Genomic DNA, 19,225 nt, shown 5'->3' with positions numbered 1-19,225 from the left:
GTCGGCGCTGACCCGGATCGGCTTGACGATGCGGGCCGATTGTCACTATGTGGCGTCAACGTTTCTCGCTCGTTACGCCGCGTGACGCGAGCGTAAAACCTCCACGGCAGCCGCCGCCACATTCCGTGCGGAATCGATGCCATGTCGCCGCCGCGCCGACGTCGTCCGGGTGGTCGGCCGGCACGTTCCGGCCGGTGCAGCGAAAGGTAGGCTGGTGGTGACCCCGGGCCTGCTCTGGTCCGGTGCGTCGGTTCGAGCTGTGAGCCGGCTGGTCCTGCCGCGCCGTCGCGCGCCGACCACCAGACTCTGGAGCCTCATGCCGATCCGCAGTTTCCTGTTCCTCGTGCCTCTCGCCGGAGCCGCCCTCCTCGCCGGCTGCGCGGCGACGCCCGCCTCGGGCAGCGCTCCGTCGGCGTCCCCCAGCGCTACCGCGGAAGCGGTGACCGTCGACAACTGCGGCACCTCCGTCACCTTCGATGCCGCGCCGCAGCGGGTGGTCACCATCAAGTCGACCTCGACCGAGATGCTGCTGGCCCTCGGCCTCGGCGACCGCATCGTCGCCACGGCCTTCCAGGATGGCCCCCTCCCCGACGACCTCGCCAAGGCGGGTGCCTCGCTGACCTCGATCGCCGACCAGGTGCCCTCGGAGGAGACCGTCCTCGGGCTGGAGCCCGACCTCGTGTACGCCGGCTGGGAGTCCAACCTCACCGCCGAGGGGGCCGGGGCGCGCGACGAGCTGGCCTCGCTCGGCATCGCGAGCTACGTCTCGCCCGCCGCCTGCAAGGAGCCCGAATACCAGCCGAAGAAGCTGTCCTGGGACGACGTGTACGCGGAGATCACCGAGGTCGGCGACATCTTCCGGGTCCCCGACGCCGCGGCCGCCCTCGTGCGCGACCAGCAGGCGGAGGTGAAGGCGATCACGCCCGACGACCGCGGCCTGACCGCGCTCTGGTACTCGTCCGGCTCGGCCACCCCGTACGTCGGCGCGGGAATCGGCAACCCCGAGCTCCTGCTCGACACCATCGGGCTCACCAACATCGCGGGCGACGTGCAGGACACCTGGACGCCGTACAGCTGGGAGTCCGTGGTCGCGGCGGACCCGGACGTGATCGTCCTCGTCGACGCGTCCTGGAACTCCGCGCAGAAGAAGATGGACCAGCTCGCGGGCGACCCGGTGACCGCGAACCTGACCGCCGTGAAGAACAAGAGCTACCTGGTCGTCCCGTTCGCCGCGAGCGAGGCGGGGTCCGCAGCGCCGACGCGGCGGTCGATCTCGCCGACCAGCTCGCCGCCCTCCCCTCGCCGGCTGACGCCCGCACCCCGACAAGATCACGGAGATTCCGACCATGACCGCCCCGGATCGCACAGTCACGGCGGTCCCCGGCGCGAATCTCCGTGATCTGGTTCGGGCCTCCCGGATCACGGCGGTGAGCGTCGGGGGTGTGCTCGCGGTCCTGCTGGTCGTCTCCATCGCGGTGGCCGTCACCATCGGTCCCGCCTCCATCCGGGTGGACGAGGTGTGGCGCTCGATCGCGTCGCACCTCGGGATCGGTGCGTCCCCGCTGACGCCCCTCCGCGACGGCATCGTGTGGCAGCTGCGGCTCCCGCGCATCCTCACCGCCGCCGCCGTCGGCGCCGGTCTTGCCCTGAGCGGCGCCGTGATGCAGGCGCTCACCCGCAACGCGCTCGCGGATCCGTACCTCCTCGGCCTCTCCTCGGGCGCCTCACTGGGCGCCGTGGCGGTCGTGCTGCTCGGTGCCGGCCTGCTCCTGCCCGTCGCCGCCTTCGGGGGCGCCATGGCCGCCCTGGTCGCCACTCTGGCCCTCGCGCGCGCCGCCGGGGCGCTCACGCCCGCGCGCACGGTACTCGCCGGCGTCGCGGTCTCCTCGCTCGCGGGGGCGATCACGAGCCTGGTCATCTTCTGGACGGCGACCGGCGACTCCTACCGGGAGATCCTCGGCTGGCTCCTCGGCTCGCTCGCGAGCGCTCGCTGGGAGGCGGTGGCCATCACCGTGGGCGCGATCGCCATCATCGGCATCCCGCTCATGCTCGTGGCGCGCATCCTCGACGCCTTCGCGTTCGGCGACACCTCGGCGGCGGCCCTCGGCGTCCCGGTCGACGCCGTGCGCTGGGTCCTGCTCGGCGCGACCGCCCTCCTCACCGGCGCGATGGTGTCGGTGAGCGGCTCGATCGGCTTCGTCGGCCTGGTCCTCCCCCACGCGGTCCGGCTCCTGACCGGCCCCGGGCACCGCCGGCTGCTGCCTCTCTCCGCCCTGGCCGGCGCGATCTTCCTCGTCTGGGCGGACACCGCCGCACGCGACCTCTTCGCGCCGCGCGAGCTGCCGGTCGGCGTCGTCACCGCCATCCTCGGGGCGCCCGTGTTCGCGCTGCTGCTCATCCGCCGGCGGGGCCGCACGTGACCGGCCTCGGCGCCGAGCGGATCCAGGTCGGGGCCGGCGGGCGGCTCGTCGTGGACGGCGTGGACTGCACCGCCCAGTCCGGAACGGTCACGGCCGTGATCGGCCCCAACGGCGCCGGGAAGTCGACGCTGCTGCGGGCGCTGGCTGCCGTGAGCCGGCCGGATTCGGGAACCGTCCGCTACGGGGACCAGGACGCCTTCGCCCTTCCTCGGCGGCAGCGCGCCCGGCTCGCCGCGCTCGTCGAGCAGGACGCGACCACGGAGCTCGACCTGACGGTCGCCGACAGCGTGGCCCTCGGTCGCCTTCCGCACGAGGGCCTGTGGGGCGCCGACCTCGCCGAGCGGGACCGCGTCGTCACGGAGAGCCTCGAGGCGGTCGGCATGGTGGCGTTCGCTGATCGGCGGGTGACGAGCCTCTCCGGCGGGGAGCGGCAGCGTGCGCTCCTCGCGAAGGCCCTCGCTCAGGCCACTCCGCTGCTGCTGCTGGACGAGCCGACCAACCACCTCGACATCGCGGCGCAGCTCGCGACCCTCGCACTCCTCCGGAGCATGGCGGCGTCGGGCACGACGGTCCTCGCGGCCCTCCACGACCTCGGCCACGCGGCGGCGTATTCGGACTCCGTGCTGGTCCTGGCCGGCGGCCGGGTGGTCGCCGCTGGGCCCACGCAGGAGGTCCTCGTGCCCGACCTCATCCGCCGCGTCTATGGCGTGGACGCCGTCGTTCTGACCCACCCGGGAACCGGCCGGCCGGTGCTGGCCCTGTCCGAGCCCGCGCCGGTCCCGACCCGCTAGCCCGCGAAGCGGATCCGCAGCCCGCTGCGGACCTTCGCGGGCATCCGGCTGTAGGTGACGCCCAGATCCTGCCCGGGCTCCAGACGCCACGGGGTCCGCGCCAGGACTCGCAGCGCCGCGGCGATCAGCTGATTCGTCGCCGGCTCGCCCGGACAGCGGTGGTCGTCCAGGTAGTCGCCCGAGCCCTGGGCGACGATGTGCCGAGCGTCCTCGGTCGCGTAGCGCTCCGGGCGGAACCGCTGCGGCTGTGCCCAAAGGCGCGCGTCGTGGTTGGTGCCGTAGATGTCGAGCATCACCCAGTCTCCCGGCGCGAAGTCGTGGTCGCTCCACCGGAACGGGCGCCGGACGCGCCCTGCGATGACGGGGAAGAAGGGCGTGCGCCGCCGGACCTCGTTCGCGAAGCCCGCGAGGGCCTCCTCGTCGCCGGCCGCCAGCCGGGAGCGCGCGGCGGGGCGGGACGCCAGCGCGAGCGCGGCGAACTCCACGAAGCGGACCACGGCGACGGTCGGGCGGAGGAGGTTGAGCAGCTCGACGGCGGCGACGTCCTCCGACAGCGGGAGCCCGTCGTCCCCGGTCCAGCGGGCGATGGCGTCGAGCGGCGAGCCCGCGCGGGGAACGACCCGCCCGTCGCGGATGGCCACGACCAGACCGGCCGCCCAGCGCTCGGTGCGGTGCCGGCGAGCCCGCGCCAGCCAGTTCAGCGGGCCGAAGGAGCCGGCTCGCTCCACCATCGCCGAGAGCTCGCCGGCGCGCGCCCGGAACTCGGCAGGAGCCAGGGTCGGGATGCCCGCCCAGCGGAAGACGGCTCGCGCGAGCAGCGGTCCGAGCTCGTCGTGGAGCACGACGGGCGGTCCTCCGCGCCAGCGCTCGACGGCGGCGCCCAGCTCCTCCTCGAACAGCTCACCGAGCCGCGCATCCCCGCCGTCGAACAGCAGCTCGAGGAACCCGGCCTTCCTGTGCCGGTGCGAGTCGTCCTCGAGCGTCTGGACGCTGCCGAGGTCCTGCAGGAGATGCGACACCGACGGCGGCATGGACAGGTGCCGGTTGAACCGGCCGCCCTCGTAGAACACGCGCGCCGCGTCTCCCCCGCGCATCATGGTCACCGGCATGCCGAGGATTCGCGTGCGGAACGCGTCCGAGCCCAGCCGGTCGCACGTCCTGCTGATGTAGCCGTAGCCGTCCGCGACGAAGGCGAGGGAGCTGTCGGGCGTGCTCAGGGTCGGGATCATGGCACCTCAGCGTAGGCAGACCCCATTCGCCGCCGCGGGGCCTTGACCGCTCCCCCGTTCCCCGGCATGCCGGTGCGTCAGAGCCCTCAGGCGAGGGCGCGAAGGCGGGGCGCGAGGTCGCGCTCGAACAGCTCCTGGAAGCGGCGCTGGTCGTCGCCCGGGGCGTGGAAGACGAGGTGGTTGAAGCCCCAGCCGATGTACGTCCCGATGCGCTCGGCGACCTCGTCAGGGTCGCTGCCCACGATCCAGCGCGACGCGATCTGCTCGATGGGGAGGGCGTCCGCGGCCTTCTCCATCTCCACCGGGTCGGTGATCGAGTGCTTCTGCTCGGGCGAGAGCGACAGCGGCGACCAGAACCGCGTGTTCTCGAGGGCCGCGTCGGCGTCCGTGTCGTAGCTGAGCTTGATCTCGATCATCCGGTCGAGCTGGTCGGCGTCGCGGCCGGCCGCCGCCGCACCCTCCGCCACCGCGGGGAGCAGCTTGTCGACGTAGAGCTCCTCGCCCTTGCCCGAGGTGCAGATGAATCCGTCGCCGGCACGTCCCGCGTACTTGGCGACGACCGGTCCGCCTGCCGCGATGTAGACCGGGACGCCGCCCTCCGGCCGGTCGTAGATGCTCGCGTCGTGGGTGCTGTAGTACTCGCCCGCGAAGTTCACCCGGTCGCCCGCCCACAGCTCGCGGATGAGCCGGATGGACTCGCGGAGGCGCGCGAAGCGCTCCTTGAACTCGGGCCAGTCCTGGTCGCCGGCGCCGCGGAAGCCGGTCGCGATCTCGTTGAGGGCCTCGCCGGTGCCGACGCCGAGGAAGATGCGGCCCGGGTAGAGCACCCCGAGCGTCGCGAACGCCTGTGCGATCACCGCCGGGTTGTACCGGAACGTCGGCGTCAGCACGCTCGTGCCGAGCTGCAGCGACGTCGTCCGCTCGCCGACCGCGGTCATCCAGGCGAGCGCGAACGGCGCGTGGCCGCCGGCGTGCCGCCAGGGCTGGAAGTGGTCGCTCACGGTGGCGCTCTCGAAGCCGTGCGCCTCGGCCTCCACGGCGAACTCGACGAGGTCGCGGGGGCCGAACTGCTCAGCGGATGCCTTGTAGCCGAGCTTCAGGGGAGCATGCGGGGTCCTCTCGTGGTTCGGATCAGGTCTCGTCGTCGCGGTCGCCGCCGCCCGCCTCGCGGACGCCGGCATCGAAGCCGTCGTGGTAGCCCTCGTCGTACGCCTCGTCGCTGCCGAGCCGGAACATGTCCTGCTCGGCGGCCCGCACGAGGAGGCGGGCGCCCGGCGCGTCGAGCTCCGCGACGAGGTGGCCGAGCCCGCGGACCACGGCGACCGGAAGCGACGCCGCCTTGCCCTTCACGAGGTCGGCGGCGGCCGCGAGCTCGTCGCCGACCGCGGGCAGCGTCACGTCGAGCCGGCGGCCGTGGGCGTCGTGGGTCCCGCGGAGGTCGGCGAGGACCTGGACCCCGGCGGCGCCGATGGCTGCGTCGGTCTGGCCGGTGCGCCAGGGCCGGCCGAGGGTGTCCGTGACGACCACGCCGACGCGGGCACCGCGCTCCCGGAAGGCGGCGGCGATCCGGCGAGCGGAGCCGTCCGGGTCGACGGGCAGCAGCAGCACGTGCCCCTCCGGGACGTTGCTGGAGTCCACTCCGGCGGCCGCCTGCACGATGCCCAGCCTGTTCTCCACGATGCGCGTCCTGCCCACCGACGACCGCCGGGTCGCGACGACGCGCACCGTCTCATCGGTGATCGCCTGCTCGCGGTCCGCCGCGGCGATCATCCGGCCCTCCGCCTTGGACACGATCTTGCTGCTCACGACGAGGATGTCGCCGTCCTCGGCATCCGGGATCGCGGCGAGGAGCAGCGCCGGCAGGTCCTCGCCGTCGACGATCTCGGGGATCCCCTCGACCGCCCAGACGGAGTACCCGGCCATCAGCGCACCAGCTTCGGGAGCACGTCGCGCGCGAACACGTCGATCCACTCGCGCTGGTTGCGGCCCACGTTGTGCAGGTAGATCCGGTCGGCGCCGAGGTCCGCGTAGCGCTGGATCGCGGCGCGGTGCACGTCCGGATCCGCGGAGATGAGCACGCGTCCCTCGAAGTCCTCGGGGCGGACGAGCTTCGCGAGCTGCTCGAACTCGTAGGGCGAGCGGATGTCGCTGCGCGGGAACCGCATCCCGCCGTTCGGCCACTCGGTGAGCGCGGCCGCGAGGGCCTCCTCGTCGGTCGGCGCCCAGGACAGGTGCAGCTGCAGGACCTTCGCGGGTGCGGGCCGCCCGGCCTCGCGCGCGCCGTCCTCGACCCGCCCGAAGAGGCTCGCCACCTTCTCCACGGGAGCGCCGACCGTGACCAGACCGTCGGCGAAGCGCCCGGCTCTGCGGGCCGTCACCGGGCCTGCGGTCGCGACGAGGATGGGCGGCGGCACCTCGGGCATGGTCCACAGCCGGGTGGACTCCATCCGGAAGTAGGTGCCGGAATGCTTGACGTCACGGCCGGCCCGCGAGCCGTGGAAGAGCTTCGAGATCAGCTCGACGGCCTCGAACATGCGGTTGATGCGCTCGGGGGCCTCCGGCCAGTACTGCCCGACGACGTGCTCGTTGAGCGCCTCGCCGGAGCCGATGCCGAGCCAGTGCCGCCCCGGGTACATGGCGGCGAGGGTGGCGGACGCCTGAGCCACGACCGCCGGATGCCAGCGGAAGGTGGGCGCGGTCACCGCGGTCCCGACGTCGCCCGTCGTGCGCTCCGCGGCGGCGGTCAGCACGCTCCACACGAAGGAGCTCTGCCCCTGCGCCGGCACCCACGGCTGGAAGTGATCGGAGGCGCTGACCCCGGTGAAGCCGCGGCTCTCGGCGTAGGCGGCGAGCGCGACGGCCTCGGCGGGTGCGAACTGCTCGAGCATCGCCGCGTAGCCGACGGGGAGCGATGCCATGTCCCCATCCTTCCACCGCGGCCGACGGCGGCTCTCCGCATCACTTCGGACAAACCGCAACCGGAGACCGATGCGATTTGTCCGAATTGATGCGGTCAGCGGGAGGCGAGCCAGGCGAGGCCGGCGGCGAGGGCCTGGCGCCACACCCCCAGTCGTGGCCTCCGGCGAAGACGCGGTGCTCGACCTCGATCCCCGGAGTCGTCGCCGCCGCTTCGGCGAGCGCCCGGCCCTCGTCCGTGAGGCTGAGCGCGCGCCCGTCCCGGCCCGGACCCGCGGGCTCGGAGTCGCCGCTCGCGACGAAGAGCTTGAGCGGGAGGTGGGCCGGATACGCGGCGAGCGCCGCCGGGTAGGAGAGGTCGGTGTACCGCCGGCGGTCGAACAGGGAGGTTCCCAGCCCGTAGCCCCCGCCGGCCGGAATCGAGGACTCCATCGGGGGTTCTGGCACGAAGACGGCGGGGCTGAGCGCAAGCGCGGACGCAGCCAGCTCCGGATGCGCGAGCGCGAGGCGGAGCGCGCCGGCGCCGCCCATGGAGATGCCCCCGATCGTCCTCCGATCCCGCCTGCCGGAAACGCGCAGCAGCTCCGGTGTCGCGGCGATCAGCTCGGCGAGCGCCGTCTCCACGGGCCGTCCGCTCTCCCCGGTGCCGTTCCCGGCGTAGAGCGAGTCCACGTAGAAGGACGCGCCGCCGAGCCACGGAGCGTCCGGCATCAGCACGACCGGAGGATCGGCGAGAGCATCCACGAGGTCGAGCAGCGGATGCCACTCGTCATGCGTCCCGCCGCGGCCGTGCAGGAGCACGAGAAGCGGCCGGTCGACCTCGCGCAGTCCAGGAGGCTCGTACACCGAGCCGTGGACCTCCTCGCCGAGTGAGGCGCTCGGGACCGCCAGCTCGCTGAGCCGGCCGGCGGGAGGCGCAGCCTCGAGTCGTCCGTCCAGGCTCACGAACGCGTCCGAGCGGCCTCGGCGAGCGCCAGCACCCGGCGGGCGCCGCCCGCCATCGCGGGGTCCACCATGGACCCGTCGGCCAGCGTCGCGACTCCCCCGCCGGCCACGGCCGCGAGCACCTCCTCCGCCCGCCGCACCTCGGCCTCCCCGGACGGAAGACCTCGGCGATGGGCGCCAGCTGGCTCGGGTGCACCGCCACCCTGCCCACCCAGCCCTGGTCCCGGCCGCGCTCGGTGTCCCGGCGAAGTCCGTCGAGGTCGCGGATGCCGGGGTAGGCGGGAAGCATCGGGGCGGGCAGTCCCGCCGCCGCAGAGGCGAACAGGATCCGCGCCCGGGCGTAGTCGAGCACCGGCTCCGCGGACGAGCCCAGCTCGCTGACGAGGTCGGACTGGCCGAACCCCAGCAGCGTGACCGCCGAGTGGCGCGCGATGGCGGCGGCCGCCTCGATGCCGGCGGCCGATTCGAGGAGCGCCGTGACCGGGCGTTCGCCCGCCAGGGCGACCGCGGCGTCCACATCGTCGGGCGCCTCCACCTTGGGCAGCCGCAGCTGGACGGTCGCGGGCAGCGCCGCGAGCGCCGCGAGGTCGTCGGCGTTGCCCACGTTGACCCGGACCTGGACGGTGACGCCCTCGGGCCCTCCACGCGCGAGCCAATCGACGACCGCTTGCCGAGCCGCACGCTTGCTGTTCGGAGCCACGGCATCCTCGAGATCGACGATGACGAGCTGCGCACCGGAGGCGACCGCCTTCTCGAAGCGGTCCGGCCGGTCACCCGGCACGTAGAGCCCCGTGATCGTCGGGAGGCCGCTCACACGACGCCCCGATCGCGGAGCGCCTGCAGCTGCTCCGGAGTCACGCCGATCTCGGCGAGCACCGCTTCGGTGTCCTGGCCGTGCCTGCGGCCGGTCCAGCGGACCTCGCCGGGCGTCTCGGAGAGACGGAAGAGGACGTTCTGCAGGCGCATGGGTCCGAGCTCCTCGTCCTCGACGGTCAGAACCGTGCCGATGGCGCGGTACTGCGGGTCGCTGAGGACCCCGCGCACATCGTAGACGGGGGCGACGGCCGCCTGGACGCGCTCGAACTCCGCGATCACCTCCCCGGTCGAGCGGGCACCGATCCACGCGGACACCGCCTCGTCGAGCTCGTCGGCGTGCTGGGCGCGGGTGTGCCCGGAGGCGAACCACGGCTCGTCGAGGTAGTCCGGCCGGCCGACGAGGGTCAGCACACGCTCCGCGATCGACTGGGAGCTCGTGGAGACCGCCAGCCAGTCGCCGTCCGCGGTCCGGTAGACGTTGCGCGGGGAGTTGTTCACCGACCGGTTGCCGGTTCGCGGCTGCACGACACCGAGCTGGTCGTAGGCCGTGATCTGGCCCCCGAGCAGCATGAGGATCGGCTCGATGATGGCCAGGTCGATGACCTGTCCTGCCCCGTCCCGATCGGCCGCGCGCAGAGCGACGAGGATGGCGTAGCTCGTCGCGAGCGCGGCGATGCCGTCGGCGAGGCCGAACGGCGGCAGTGTCGGCGGCCCGTCGGGCTGGCCGGTCAGCGCGGCGAACCCGCTCATGGCCTCCGCGAGGCTGCCGAAACCCGGCCGGGCGGAGTAGGGGCCGAACTGGCCGAACGCCGTGACGCGGGCGATCACGAGTCTCGGGTTGGCCCGGTGCAGCGCGTCAGGCCCGAGGCCCCATCGCTCCAGCGTGCCCGGCCGGAAGTTCTCGATGAGGACGTCGGCGTCGGCGACGAGCTTGAGGAGCAGCTCGGCGCCCTCTGCGCTGCCGAGGTCGAGCGTGACGGTGCGCTTGTTGCGGCCGAGCGTCTTCCACCAGAGGTTGATGCCGCCCTTCGCCGGGCCGTGGCCGCGCGCGGCATCGGGCTTCGCGGGATGCTCCACCTTGAGCACGTCGGCGCCGAAGTCGCCGAGGAACGTCGCCGCGAGCGGCCCGGCGAAGAGGGTCGAGATGTCGAGGACGCGAATCCCCTCGAGCGGTGAAGTCATGCGCCCTCCTCCGTGTCCCAGGCGAGCCGGAAGCCGATCGACGGCGAGCGGTCGATGCCGAGTCCTGCGAGCAGGTACTTGAACGAGAACGCGGGCGCCCGAGGGCCGCCGTCGACGTACCAGTCGGAGCCGAGGCTCTCGTGCAGGCTGCCGCCCTTCAGCATCGCGAACCGCGTGATGCCATCGGTGTGCTCGCTCTCGGTCCAGTTCCACACGAGAGGAGCCCGTCGTCCGAAGCCCGGCTGGGCGGCCGCGGCCTGCCACTCGAACTCGGTCGGCAGCCGGGCTCCCCGCCACCGGGCGTAGGCGCGCGCGTCCTCGAGGCTCACCCCGGTCACCGGTCCCTCGTCGTCGGAGGTGCCGACGAGGAACCGGTTGCCGATCCGGGGGCGGTAGCCGGTCGTCTCCAGGAACTCGGCGTACTCGGCCGCGGAGACCTCCCGCGCAGCGACGGCGACGGGCGCGAGCTCGACCTCCAGCTGCTCCACCCGGTCGTCGTGCAGCCGCGGCGGGAGCGGCTTCCACTCCTCCACGTACGGCGCTCCCCGATAGGTTCCGGTCTCCCGGCGCCGGTACGCGAAGGGAAGCGTCCGGGCCCCGCCCGCCACCCGGACTGCGTCGGCGGGAGGCGCCCCGGTGCTCGGGTCGGGGATGCTCCGCTCAGGAGTGCGAGCCGGGAAGGTCGGGTCGGGATCAGGGGCATCCGCGGCGGCGGCATCGAGGAGCTCGCCGAGCCAGGCCGGCTCCTCCCCCGTCACCGCCAGGAGTCCCGCCACTCCGCGTGCCGGAACCAGCACGTCGGCGCCCGCCTCGCTGCCCGCGGTGACGTCGAACAGGCGAGCGCCGGACGGGACCGCTCCGCGGGCGAGCACCGGCCCCCGATAGTCCTCCCTGCCTCGGTTCACCACGGTCCAGAGCACGAGCCCCGACTCCTCGAACCGGGAGACGTAGACGCCGGCATCGAGTGCGGCAGGCGCCGGGTCGGTGAGCGGCGTCCAGGATCCGCGCAGCACGGTCGATGCCGCGCGCTGGACGCGCAGCATGCGGCGCAGCGTCGAGAGATCGCGTCGGTTCCAGCCCACCCAGACGCCGAAGACGGTGTCCCAGACGAGCATGCCGACGCCGTTCATCCACGACGACTGCAGCTCCCCCGAGTGGTCCCGGTTCCAGCGGCGGGTGGAGTGCATCATGTGCCGGCGCTCGAACCAGTGCGCGCGCATCACTCCGGGTGCGGTGCTGTCGGCGAACCACTGCGCCCAGCTGAGCTGGTGGTCGCCGATCCTCTCGTTCGGCACGCGGGACTCCCCTCGAGCAGCTGCGGCCGGCGACCCGAGCGAAGCGCGGAGATGAGCCGGTCGTCCGCCTGCTTGAGGGTGTCGAGGAAGACGCCGTCCGTGCCGAGCTCGGCGGTGAGGAGCGCGAGCTCGGCCGCGTCGTCGTTCCCGGTGCGCCGGGTGCCCGTGTCCCAGGGGTTGTAGTCGAGGAACACGAGGAGGCCGTGCGCCTGGAACTCGGCGACGAGCTCCGCGATGCCGGGCACCTCCCGGTAGAAGTCGAACTGGTTGCGGTCGTCGATGCCGATGATCGGGTAGGCGTGCCAGAGGACGATGCCGTCGAACCCTCCTGCGTCAGCCGTCGCGCTGAGGAACCGGTCGACGGTGAAGCCGCCTGCGTCCCGGTCGAAGAGCCGCTCGTCCCAGAGCCAGACCAGGGCGACGCTGAGGCAGCGGGCGGCGCGCTCCGCCTCCGGCGTCTCGTAGCCGGATCCCTCGTAGCCGAGGCGACGGCACGCGTCGTCGCGCCAGGCGGACAGGTCCTCCCGCCAGCGTGGCCAGTCGGCCGGGTCGTCGGGGGCGGCGAAGACCTTGGCGATGTCGCCGACGGCGGGATCGAGGACACCGCCCGCGGGAAGGACCGTGGGCAGGTCGATGGGCCGCGGCACCAGCGGATCGAACGTGTTGGTGGCCGCCTCGTCGGGGTCGTCGTCGGGAGTGCTCACGGTCGCCCTCCCGAGAGCGCGAGCGTGCGGCGCGCGAGCTCGTCGAAGCCGATGCCGTCGAAGCCCGGCACACTGGTGGCGAGGCGGTTGTGCAGCGGCTCGGTCCAGGAGGTCGGGATGGCCGCCGTGCCCCCCAGCGCGCCCGTCAGCGACCCGGCGGTCGCTCCCACAGAGTCGGTGTCCCAGCCGCCCATGACGGCCAGGGCGATCGCGCGCGGGACGTCGCCCCCGCTGCGTGTCACGGCGAACGCGAGCAGCGCGGAGTTGTTGAGCGCGTGGACCCAGTGCAGCCGCCCGTACCGGGCGTGCAGGGCGTCGAGCGCCTCCTCGTCGGACCGGTCGCCGCGGCCGAGCTCCCGCCCGAAGGCGATCGCCTCCGCGTACCGGCTGCCGGCCGGGACCACCGAGAGGCCGGCGTCGAGCACGTCCTCCACGGTGCCCGCCACGACCGCGGCCGAGCAGGCCGCCGCCACGAACATCGCGCCGTAGAGCCCGCTGCGCCCGTGGCTGAGGCACGCATCGCGCCAGGCCAGCTCTGCGGCCCGCACGGGGTCCCCGGGATCGCCCACCCGTACACGTCGGTGCGGATCTGCGCGCCGATCCAGTCGCGGAACGGGTTCCGGATCGCGCCCGCCTCCGCCGGCTCGTACCCGTCGAGGAGGTTCCGGTAGGCGATCCGCTCGGCCGTGAAGACGCGGCCGCCGGGAAGGCTGGCGAGCCAGGATCGCGCCACGTCGTCGGTCGTGAAGTCGAAGCCGACGTCCTCGAGCAGCCCGAGGGCGAGAAGCGGGAAGTTCAGGTCGTCGTCCTCCGGCATGCCGTCGATGTTCTCGAGGAGGCTGGTCGGGCGGCTCCGCCGGTTCCACGGATGCCGCGCGGCGATCTCCGGATCGAGGCCGCGCTCGGTGAAGTAGGTATGGACCGGCCAGTTCCCGGTGGAGCGGCCGATCTCGCGGATGCCCTCGCGGGAGATCTTCTCCACGGGCTTCCCAAGGAGGCAGCCGACCGCCCGGCCCAGCCAGGCACCGGCGATCCGATCGCCGAGATCGGAGCCGGGCACCGGCAGGGCGCGCGCGGGAGCCCCGAGCGCGAGGATCGCGTCGAGCTCGTCGGGCTCGGCATCCCTCAGCTGCTCCGGCACGGGCAGGGCGTCCACCTCGTCGAGGAGCTCGCGGGCGAGCCGCCGCAGCTCCTCGGGCGCGCGCTCGGGCGTGGCCCCGCCGACGGCGGCGGTCGTCGAGCCGCCCGCGTCGCTCCAGCGTCGCCCGATCGCGGCGGCGTCCCGGCCGTCCTCGGCGGCGGCGGCGAGCGCGTGCGGCAGGAGATCCTCGGGCTGCGTCCAGGTCAGCCGCAGCATCAGGCCGTCCCGGCCGCGGGCTCGAGCGCGCCGAAGGCCGCCGACCGAGCCGCGAACCGCTCCTGGTCCTTCGCGAGGATGTCCCGGGCGACGGCGGCCATGACCGGTCCGCCCGCCCGCAGGTCCATCCGGCTGGCGGCGCCGATCTCGTCGATCCACTCTCCGGGAACGGCGTCCTGGCCGCCGAGCGCACCGGCGATGGATCCCGCCATGACCGCGATCGAGTCGGAGTCCCGGCCGTAGTTGACCGCCCCCAGAACGCTCTCCCGGTGGTCGCCGCCCGCGACGATCAGCATGCCCAGCGCGACCGGCAGCTCCTCGATGGACTTGGTGCGGCTCGGGATGCGCGCGTCGGGAGCCGGCCTGCGATATTCGGGGCCGACCGTGTCGAACGGCTCGACGGCCGCTCGGAGCGCGGGCAGCGAGCCGCGCCAGTCGCCGAGGTCCTGCGCGGCGCTCGCCACGGCGTCGATGGCGTCCCGGGTTCCGTCCTTCGCAAGGCGCAGGGCCGTGTCGATCACGTCGGTCACCGTGCTGCCCGGCCGCATCGCGACCGCGACGCACGCGGCGAAGACCCCCGCCGCCTCGCGCCCGTAGCTCGACTGGTGGGCCCCGGCGATGTCGATCGCCTCGGCGTAGGCGGCGTCCGGCGCGCCGGCGTTCGCGATGCCGACCGGCGACGCGTACATGGTCGCGCCGCAGTTGACGATGTTGCCCACTCCCGCCTCTCGCGGGTCGATGTGGCCGTAGTGCAGCCGCGCGACCAGCCACTTCTCGGCCAGGAAGATGCGCTGCAGCAGCAGGCCCTCGGCCTCGAACTCGGGGATCCAGCGCTTCTCGGTGATGAGCAGGGGGACGAGGTGATCGGCGATCGCGTAGGCGTCGAGGTGGTCCCTGACCTTGTCGTAGACCTCGACAAGGGCGGTCGTCATGAGGGTGTCGTCCGTGACGTGGCCGTCGCCCTTGTGGTACGGCGCGATGGGCCGGGCGTTGCGCCAGTCCTCGAGGAACGGCGGGACGATCCCCTCGATGAAGCCGCCGTAGCGCTGCTGGATCGCCTCCGGGGTGTTCCCCTCCGCTGCCCCGCCGAGCGCGTCGCCGACCGCTCCCCCGGCCAGCACGCCGATGGCCTTGTCCGTCAGCAGTTCCACTGCCCGTTCCCTTCGCAGTCGACACGACCGGCGCGACGCCGGGGTGCCCGTGGGCAGAGCTCCTGCCCGTTTCCGTGGATTCGAGGGATGCGGGGCTGCCGCTTCCCTCGAGAAGTTATGAGGAGGAGGCGCCGACCGGCGGGCCGGCGCCTCCCGGTTCGTCAGCCTCCGCTGACGGAGGACCAGCCGTCGGTGAGCTGCTTCTGCAGGTCCTCGAGGCTGATCGAGTTCGCCAGGTACTGCTGGAGAGCAGGCGTGGCGTACTGGTCCTTCCACTGGGGGTAGTTGACCGCGGCCTGGAACGGCGCGGCCACCAGGCTGTCACCGCTCGCGATCGTCTGGTCCCAGCCGTTCTCGCCCTTCGTGTCCTTGAGCACCTGGTCGCGCGCGTCCTGCGAGGACGGGATCAGCCAGTCGCCCTCGGCCAGCTTGGCGAGGTTCTCCGCGTTGATGAAGTACTCGACGAACTTCGCGGCCTGCTCGGGCGCCTTGCTCTGCGCGGAGACCGACATGGTCTGCGGGTTCGCCGCCTGGTCCATGCCCTCGCTGCCCTTGAGCGGCGGGAGCTCGACCCAGTTGAAGCCCGCGGGAGCCGACTCGGTGATCTGCTGCGCGATGTAGTTGCCGCCGACGTACATGGCGTACTGGCCGCCGAAGAAGCCGGGCAGCACGTCCGAGCCGCTCTGGGTGAGCGAGACCGGGTCGAGCGACTTGTCCGTGTACGCCATCGCGTTGATGCGCTTCGGGACCTCGAGCTCCTTGTCGGTGACGTCGATCGTCGTCTTGTCGCCGGAGCCCTTGAAGAACGTTCCGCCGAAGCCGAGGGCGAGGTTCATCACGGTCGCGGTCGGCGACTTCATGCCCCAGCCGAGGCCGAACTTGCCGTCCTTCGTGAGCTTCTTCGACAGGTCCGCGAACTCGTCCCAGGTCATGGAGTCGCCCGTGGGCACCTCGACGCCGGCGGCGTCGAACGCGTCCTTGTTCGCGAACACCACGTAGGACTGCAGCAGGGTCGGGGCGGCGACGATCGCGCCGTCCGCGGTCGTGACGCTCTTCCAGATGCCGTCGGAGATGCTGCTCTTCACGTCGTCCGACAGCATCGGCTTGAGGTCGGCGAGGTAGCCCTGCTCCGCGAAGCCCATGATGTCGGCCGACTCGTCGTGGATGATGTCGGGGGCCGTGCCGCCCTGGAACTGGGTCACCAGCTGGTCGTGGACGTTGTCCCAGCTGCCCTGCACGAGCTTGATCTGCGTGTCGGGGTTATCGCTGTTCCAGCTGTCGACGATCTCCTTCGTCGCGGCGATCGTGGTGTCCTGGAACGCGAGGCTCTGGAACGTGAGCGTGACGGGCCCGGCCGAGGTCGCGCCGCCGCCGGAGGGGCTCCTCCGCCGAATGCGCATCCGCCCAGCAGGCCGGCGACGGCGACGGCGCCGAGCGCGAGCGTGAGCTGTCTCTTCATGGTGGTGCTGCTCCTTCTGTGACTGCACTTCATCGTGTGGAGGTGGTTTCTCGGTGCTCTCCTCCCGCGGAGGAGAGGTCTTCAGCCCTTCACGGCCCCGCTCAGGAGCCCCGACGTGAGCCGGCGCTGGATGAGGGCGAAGAAGAGCAGGCTGGGGATGGTCGCGAGCAGCGAGCCCGCGGCGAGCTGCCCGAGCTGCACCTGGCCCTCGGCGCCGACGAAGCGGGCGAGGGTGAGGGGCAGCGTCTGCAGGGCGGGATCCTGGATGAGGACGAGGGCGAAGAAGAACTCGTTCCAGGCCGAGATGAACGCGAACAGGCTCGTCGCCACGAGACCGGGGGCGAGCAGGGGCAGCACGATCCGGACGAGGATGAGCAGCTTCGAGCCGCCGTCCATCGCCCCCGCCTCCTCGAGCTCGACGGGGATGCCGGCGACGTAGCCCTGCAGCATCCACAGAGCGAAGGGCAGCGACCACACGGTGTAGACGAGGATCAGGCCGAGCAGGCTGTTGAGGAGTCCGGCCTGTTTCAGCACGAGGAACAGCGGGATGATGATGAGGATGAACGGGAAGACCTGGCTGAGCAGGATCCAGCCCGTCGCGATCCCCCGCAGCCGAGTCTTGAACCTCGCGAGCGCATAGGCGGCCGGCAGCGAGATCAGGGTGACCACGATCGTCGTCGAGACCGCGACGATCAGGCTGTTGCCCGCCGCCTGGACGAGGTTCGCCTTCGCGATCGCCAGGCCGAAGTTGGCGAGGTCCAGCGACTGGGGCAGGAAGGTCGGGTCCGGCGCCTGCAGCTCGCGCGGCGTCTTGAACGCGGTGGTCAGCAGGAAGAGCAGCGGGAAGCCGAGGAACACGATGTACCCGGCCAGCGCGAGGTACTGGAGCGGGCGGGCCACGCGGCTGCGGCGGCCGGCGAGCAGGGCTGAACTCATGAGAGGCGGCTCCTCGCCTGGCTGCGGAGGTAGAGGAACAGGAAGATCGCGATGACGATGACCATGACGTTGCCCATCGCGGCCGCGTAGCCGAAGTTCCCGTAGCGGAACGCCTCGTTGTAGGCGAAGAGCATCGGCAGCATCGTCTGTCCGCCGGGCCCGCCCGCGGTCAGCACGAACACGAGCGCGAACGAGTTGAAGTTCCAGATCAGATCGAGCGTGGTGATCGCGATGATGATGGGGCGCAGGGCCGGCAGCGTGACGTGCCAGAAGCGCTGCCAGGTGCTCGATCCGTCGATGGCAGCCGCCTCGTGCAGCTCGGTCGGCACGTTCTGGAGGCCCGCGAGGAGCGTGATGGTCGTCTGCGGCATCCCGGCCCAGACGCCGACGACGATCACGGCCGGCAGTGCGGTGGCGAAGGAGCCGAGCCAGTTGATGTCGCCGGGCAGGCCGACGGCCCGGAGTCCCTCGTTGACCGGGCCGTAGCTCGGGTTGAGCATGAGCCGCCACATGATCGCGATGATCACCGGCGGGATCGCCCAGGGCACGAGCGCGAGCGTCCGCGCGAGGCCTCGGAAGCGGAGGTTCATGTTCAGCAGCAGCGAGAGGCCCAGCGCGGCGAGGAACTGGAGGATCGTGACGCCGAAGGCCCAGACGAGGCCGATCCGGAACGAGTTCCAGAACAGCTCGTTGCCCGCCAGGCGGGTGTAGTTGTCGACGCCGTTGAACGTGACCACCTGGTTGAGCCCGGCTTTCGCGTCCGTGAAGCCGAGCAGGATGCCCTGCACGAGCGGGTAGACGCTGAAGAGGACGACGGGGATCAGAGCGGGCAGGGTGAGCAGCCACGCGTCCCGGCTGTTCCGGAAGGCCTGGCGCCGGCGCCGGCGCGGCGCGGGAGCGGTCGCGATGGGCGACGCGGTGGCGGCGGTCATCGGCTCGCCTCCGTCCTGCTCGGCTCGCGCGCGGCATCCTTCGCGGACGACTCGCGCACCCGGAGCTTCGGCTCGATGACGACCTGGCGCACCTCGGCGTCGGGATCGCCGAGCCGGCGCAGCAGGAGCTTGGCCGCGGTGCGCGCGCGCTTGGCGGCACCCAGATCGACGCTCGTGAGGGTCGGATGGACCAGCTGCGCGATCTCGGTGTCGTCCATGCCCACCACGGCGATGTCCTGCGGGACGCGGAGGCCGCGGCGGGCGATCGCCTTGAGCGCGGCCACCGCGAGCAGGTCGTTCGCGCAGACGATGGCGTCCGGGGAGGACTGATCGAGGAGCGCCTCGGCCGCTGGGAGTCCCGCGGCGAAGGTGAAGTCGTCCGCCTCGACCTGGAGGTCGGCCTGCTGCGCCGTGCCGTACTCCTCGACGGCGGCGAGGTAGCCGCGCAGGCGGGTCGCGCCGGGCACGGTGTCGACGGGGCCGTTGAGGAAGGCGATGCGCCGGCGCCCCTGCTTGGCGAGGTGCTTGAGCGCCAGCCGCATCCCGATCACCGAGTCGGCTCGGACGTTGTCGAGCGGGACGCCCTCGGGAAGGGAGCCGAGCACGACGATCGGGATGCGGCTGCGCCGCAGGTGCTCCACGAGCTCGTCGGTCACGCGGAGGGGGCTGAGGATGAGGCCGTCGACGAAGCCCCGGTCGAGGCCGCTCAGGAGGTCGAGCTCGTTGGCGGGGTCGGCGCCGGTCGAGGAGAGGACGAGGCGGTAGCCGCCGTCCGCGACGACGCGGGAGACCTCGTTCATCATCGACATGTAGACGGGGTTCGCCGCGTCGGCGACGGCGAGCGCGATCTGCTCGGTGCGGCCGACCTTGAGGGAGCGCGCGGTCGCGTCCGGGACGTAGCCGAGGTCGCTGGCGGCCTGCTGCACGCGCTCGGTGACGTCGGCGCTCGCCGAGAGCCCGTTGAGGACCCGGGACACGGACGCGATCGACACCCCGGCACGCTCCGCCACCAGTGCCAGCGTCGACTTCTTCGTCCCGGCCATCCCGCCCCTTCGCGGCTCCTGTAAACGTTTACAAGAACGATTGCAGGAA

Annotated in this window: 17 protein-coding genes and 1 pseudogene; 3 read left to right on the top strand and 15 right to left on the bottom strand. The window is 72.5% G+C overall.

Features of this window, described 5'->3' with window-relative positions; all coding sequences use genetic code 11:
• Positions 1-316 precede the first annotated feature (316 nt).
• From QUE51_RS10750 to QUE51_RS10740, 3 genes are read left to right on the top strand one after another with little or no spacing between them, the layout of a single operon-like run.
• The gene (locus QUE51_RS10750; protein ID WP_350226643.1) at positions 317-1,399 is read left to right on the top strand and encodes a putative F420-0 ABC transporter substrate-binding protein; all 1,083 of its coding nucleotides are present in this window, start codon (positions 317-319) and stop codon (positions 1,397-1,399) included.
• Entirely contained in the window at positions 1,347-2,420 is a 1,074-nt protein-coding gene (locus QUE51_RS10745; protein WP_286276406.1) for a putative F420-0 ABC transporter permease subunit, read from the top strand. The genes QUE51_RS10750 and QUE51_RS10745 overlap by 53 nt, the downstream gene beginning before the upstream one ends.
• Positions 2,417-3,211 carry an ABC transporter ATP-binding protein gene (locus QUE51_RS10740; protein ID WP_286276405.1) on the top strand — a complete coding sequence of 265 codons (795 nt, stop codon included), beginning with the start codon at positions 2,417-2,419 and terminating at the stop codon, positions 3,209-3,211. Before QUE51_RS10745 ends, QUE51_RS10740 begins: the two co-directional genes overlap by 4 nt.
• Here QUE51_RS10740 and QUE51_RS10735 read toward each other — a convergent pair.
• The 15 genes and pseudogenes from QUE51_RS10735 to QUE51_RS10665 form a co-directional block, all read right to left on the bottom strand.
• A complete protein-coding gene (locus QUE51_RS10735; RefSeq protein ID WP_286276404.1) occupies positions 3,208-4,440 on the bottom strand; it encodes a cytochrome P450 in 1,233 nt (410 codons plus the stop codon). The genes QUE51_RS10740 and QUE51_RS10735 overlap by 4 nt on opposite strands.
• A gap of 86 nt (positions 4,441-4,526) precedes the next feature.
• Positions 4,527-5,621: a glucose-6-phosphate dehydrogenase (coenzyme-F420) gene (fgd, locus tag QUE51_RS10730; RefSeq protein ID WP_286276403.1), complete on the bottom strand. Its 1,095-nt coding sequence runs from the start codon at positions 5,619-5,621 to the stop codon at positions 4,527-4,529.
• Positions 5,572-6,363, bottom strand: coding sequence for a coenzyme F420-0:L-glutamate ligase (locus QUE51_RS10725; protein WP_286276402.1), 792 nt, complete (start codon positions 6,361-6,363; stop codon positions 5,572-5,574). The genes fgd and QUE51_RS10725 overlap by 50 nt, the downstream gene beginning before the upstream one ends.
• The gene (locus QUE51_RS10720) at positions 6,363-7,358 is read right to left on the bottom strand and encodes a TIGR03557 family F420-dependent LLM class oxidoreductase (protein WP_286276400.1); all 996 of its coding nucleotides are present in this window, start codon (positions 7,356-7,358) and stop codon (positions 6,363-6,365) included. The genes QUE51_RS10725 and QUE51_RS10720 overlap by 1 nt, the downstream gene beginning before the upstream one ends.
• Positions 7,359-7,398: 40 nt before the next feature.
• Positions 7,399-8,202: an alpha/beta hydrolase gene (locus QUE51_RS10715; protein ID WP_286276399.1), complete on the bottom strand. Its 804-nt coding sequence runs from the start codon at positions 8,200-8,202 to the stop codon at positions 7,399-7,401.
• Positions 8,126-9,115, bottom strand: a complete 990-nt coding sequence (locus QUE51_RS10710) for an HpcH/HpaI aldolase/citrate lyase family protein (RefSeq protein WP_286276398.1) — start codon at positions 9,113-9,115, stop codon at positions 8,126-8,128. The genes QUE51_RS10715 and QUE51_RS10710 overlap by 77 nt, the downstream gene beginning before the upstream one ends.
• On the bottom strand, positions 9,112-10,299 hold the full coding sequence (locus tag QUE51_RS10705; protein ID WP_286276397.1) for a CaiB/BaiF CoA transferase family protein: 1,188 nt from the start codon (positions 10,297-10,299) through the stop codon (positions 9,112-9,114). Before QUE51_RS10705 ends, QUE51_RS10710 begins: the two co-directional genes overlap by 4 nt.
• The gene (locus QUE51_RS10700) at positions 10,296-11,594 is read right to left on the bottom strand and encodes a formylglycine-generating enzyme family protein (RefSeq protein WP_286276396.1); all 1,299 of its coding nucleotides are present in this window, start codon (positions 11,592-11,594) and stop codon (positions 10,296-10,298) included. Before QUE51_RS10700 ends, QUE51_RS10705 begins: the two co-directional genes overlap by 4 nt.
• On the bottom strand, positions 11,519-12,298 hold the full coding sequence (locus QUE51_RS10695; RefSeq protein ID WP_286276395.1) for a hypothetical protein: 780 nt from the start codon (positions 12,296-12,298) through the stop codon (positions 11,519-11,521). The genes QUE51_RS10700 and QUE51_RS10695 overlap by 76 nt, the downstream gene beginning before the upstream one ends.
• Positions 12,295-13,655, bottom strand: a pseudogene (locus QUE51_RS10690) (ADP-ribosylglycohydrolase family protein). The gene QUE51_RS10695 and the pseudogene QUE51_RS10690 overlap by 4 nt, the downstream one beginning before the upstream one ends.
• Positions 13,655-14,806, bottom strand: coding sequence for an ADP-ribosylglycohydrolase family protein (locus tag QUE51_RS10685; protein WP_286276394.1), 1,152 nt, complete (start codon positions 14,804-14,806; stop codon positions 13,655-13,657). The pseudogene QUE51_RS10690 and the gene QUE51_RS10685 overlap by 1 nt, the downstream one beginning before the upstream one ends.
• Before the next feature lie 161 nt (positions 14,807-14,967).
• Positions 14,968-16,206: an ABC transporter substrate-binding protein gene (locus tag QUE51_RS10680; protein ID WP_286276393.1), complete on the bottom strand. Its 1,239-nt coding sequence runs from the start codon at positions 16,204-16,206 to the stop codon at positions 14,968-14,970.
• 140 nt (positions 16,207-16,346) lie between these two features.
• Entirely contained in the window at positions 16,347-17,201 is an 855-nt protein-coding gene (locus QUE51_RS10675) for a carbohydrate ABC transporter permease (RefSeq protein ID WP_286276392.1), read from the bottom strand.
• Positions 17,198-18,133, bottom strand: a complete 936-nt coding sequence (locus tag QUE51_RS10670) for a carbohydrate ABC transporter permease (RefSeq protein ID WP_286276391.1) — start codon at positions 18,131-18,133, stop codon at positions 17,198-17,200. The genes QUE51_RS10675 and QUE51_RS10670 overlap by 4 nt, the downstream gene beginning before the upstream one ends.
• A complete protein-coding gene (locus tag QUE51_RS10665) occupies positions 18,130-19,176 on the bottom strand; it encodes a LacI family DNA-binding transcriptional regulator (protein WP_286276390.1) in 1,047 nt (348 codons plus the stop codon). The genes QUE51_RS10670 and QUE51_RS10665 overlap by 4 nt, the downstream gene beginning before the upstream one ends.
• Positions 19,177-19,225 lie beyond the last annotated feature (49 nt).

It is taken from the genome of Naasia aerilata (assembly GCF_030296595.1).
GTDB lineage: Bacteria > Actinomycetota > Actinomycetes > Actinomycetales > Microbacteriaceae > Naasia > Naasia aerilata.
Note: the sequence above shows the minus strand (reverse complement) of the source record. Positions and strands in the feature narration are given on the sequence as shown.

What these genes read in the sequence shown, in the direction of transcription:
- QUE51_RS10750 (WP_350226643.1), top strand. Translation starts at nt 317, where the DNA reads ATGCCGATCCGCAGTTTCCTGTTCCTCGTGCCTCTCGCCGGAGCCGCC.
- QUE51_RS10745 (WP_286276406.1), top strand. Translation starts at nt 1,347, where the DNA reads ATGACCGCCCCGGATCGCACAGTCACGGCGGTCCCCGGCGCGAATCTC.
- QUE51_RS10735 (WP_286276404.1), bottom strand. Translation starts at nt 4,440, where the DNA reads ATGATCCCGACCCTGAGCACGCCCGACAGCTCCCTCGCCTTCGTCGCG.
- fgd (WP_286276403.1), bottom strand. Translation starts at nt 5,621, where the DNA reads ATGCCGGCGTCCGCGAGGCGGGCGGCGGCGACCGCGACGACGAGACCT.
- QUE51_RS10725 (WP_286276402.1), bottom strand. Translation starts at nt 6,363, where the DNA reads ATGGCCGGGTACTCCGTCTGGGCGGTCGAGGGGATCCCCGAGATCGTC.
- QUE51_RS10720 (WP_286276400.1), bottom strand. Translation starts at nt 7,358, where the DNA reads ATGGCATCGCTCCCCGTCGGCTACGCGGCGATGCTCGAGCAGTTCGCA.
- QUE51_RS10705 (WP_286276397.1), bottom strand. Translation starts at nt 10,299, where the DNA reads ATGACTTCACCGCTCGAGGGGATTCGCGTCCTCGACATCTCGACCCTC.
- QUE51_RS10680 (WP_286276393.1), bottom strand. Translation starts at nt 16,206, where the DNA reads ATGCGCATTCGGCGGAGGAGCCCCTCCGGCGGCGGCGCGACCTCGGCC.
- QUE51_RS10675 (WP_286276392.1), bottom strand. Translation starts at nt 17,201, where the DNA reads ATGAGTTCAGCCCTGCTCGCCGGCCGCCGCAGCCGCGTGGCCCGCCCG.
- QUE51_RS10670 (WP_286276391.1), bottom strand. Translation starts at nt 18,133, where the DNA reads ATGACCGCCGCCACCGCGTCGCCCATCGCGACCGCTCCCGCGCCGCGC.
- QUE51_RS10665 (WP_286276390.1), bottom strand. Translation starts at nt 19,176, where the DNA reads ATGGCCGGGACGAAGAAGTCGACGCTGGCACTGGTGGCGGAGCGTGCC.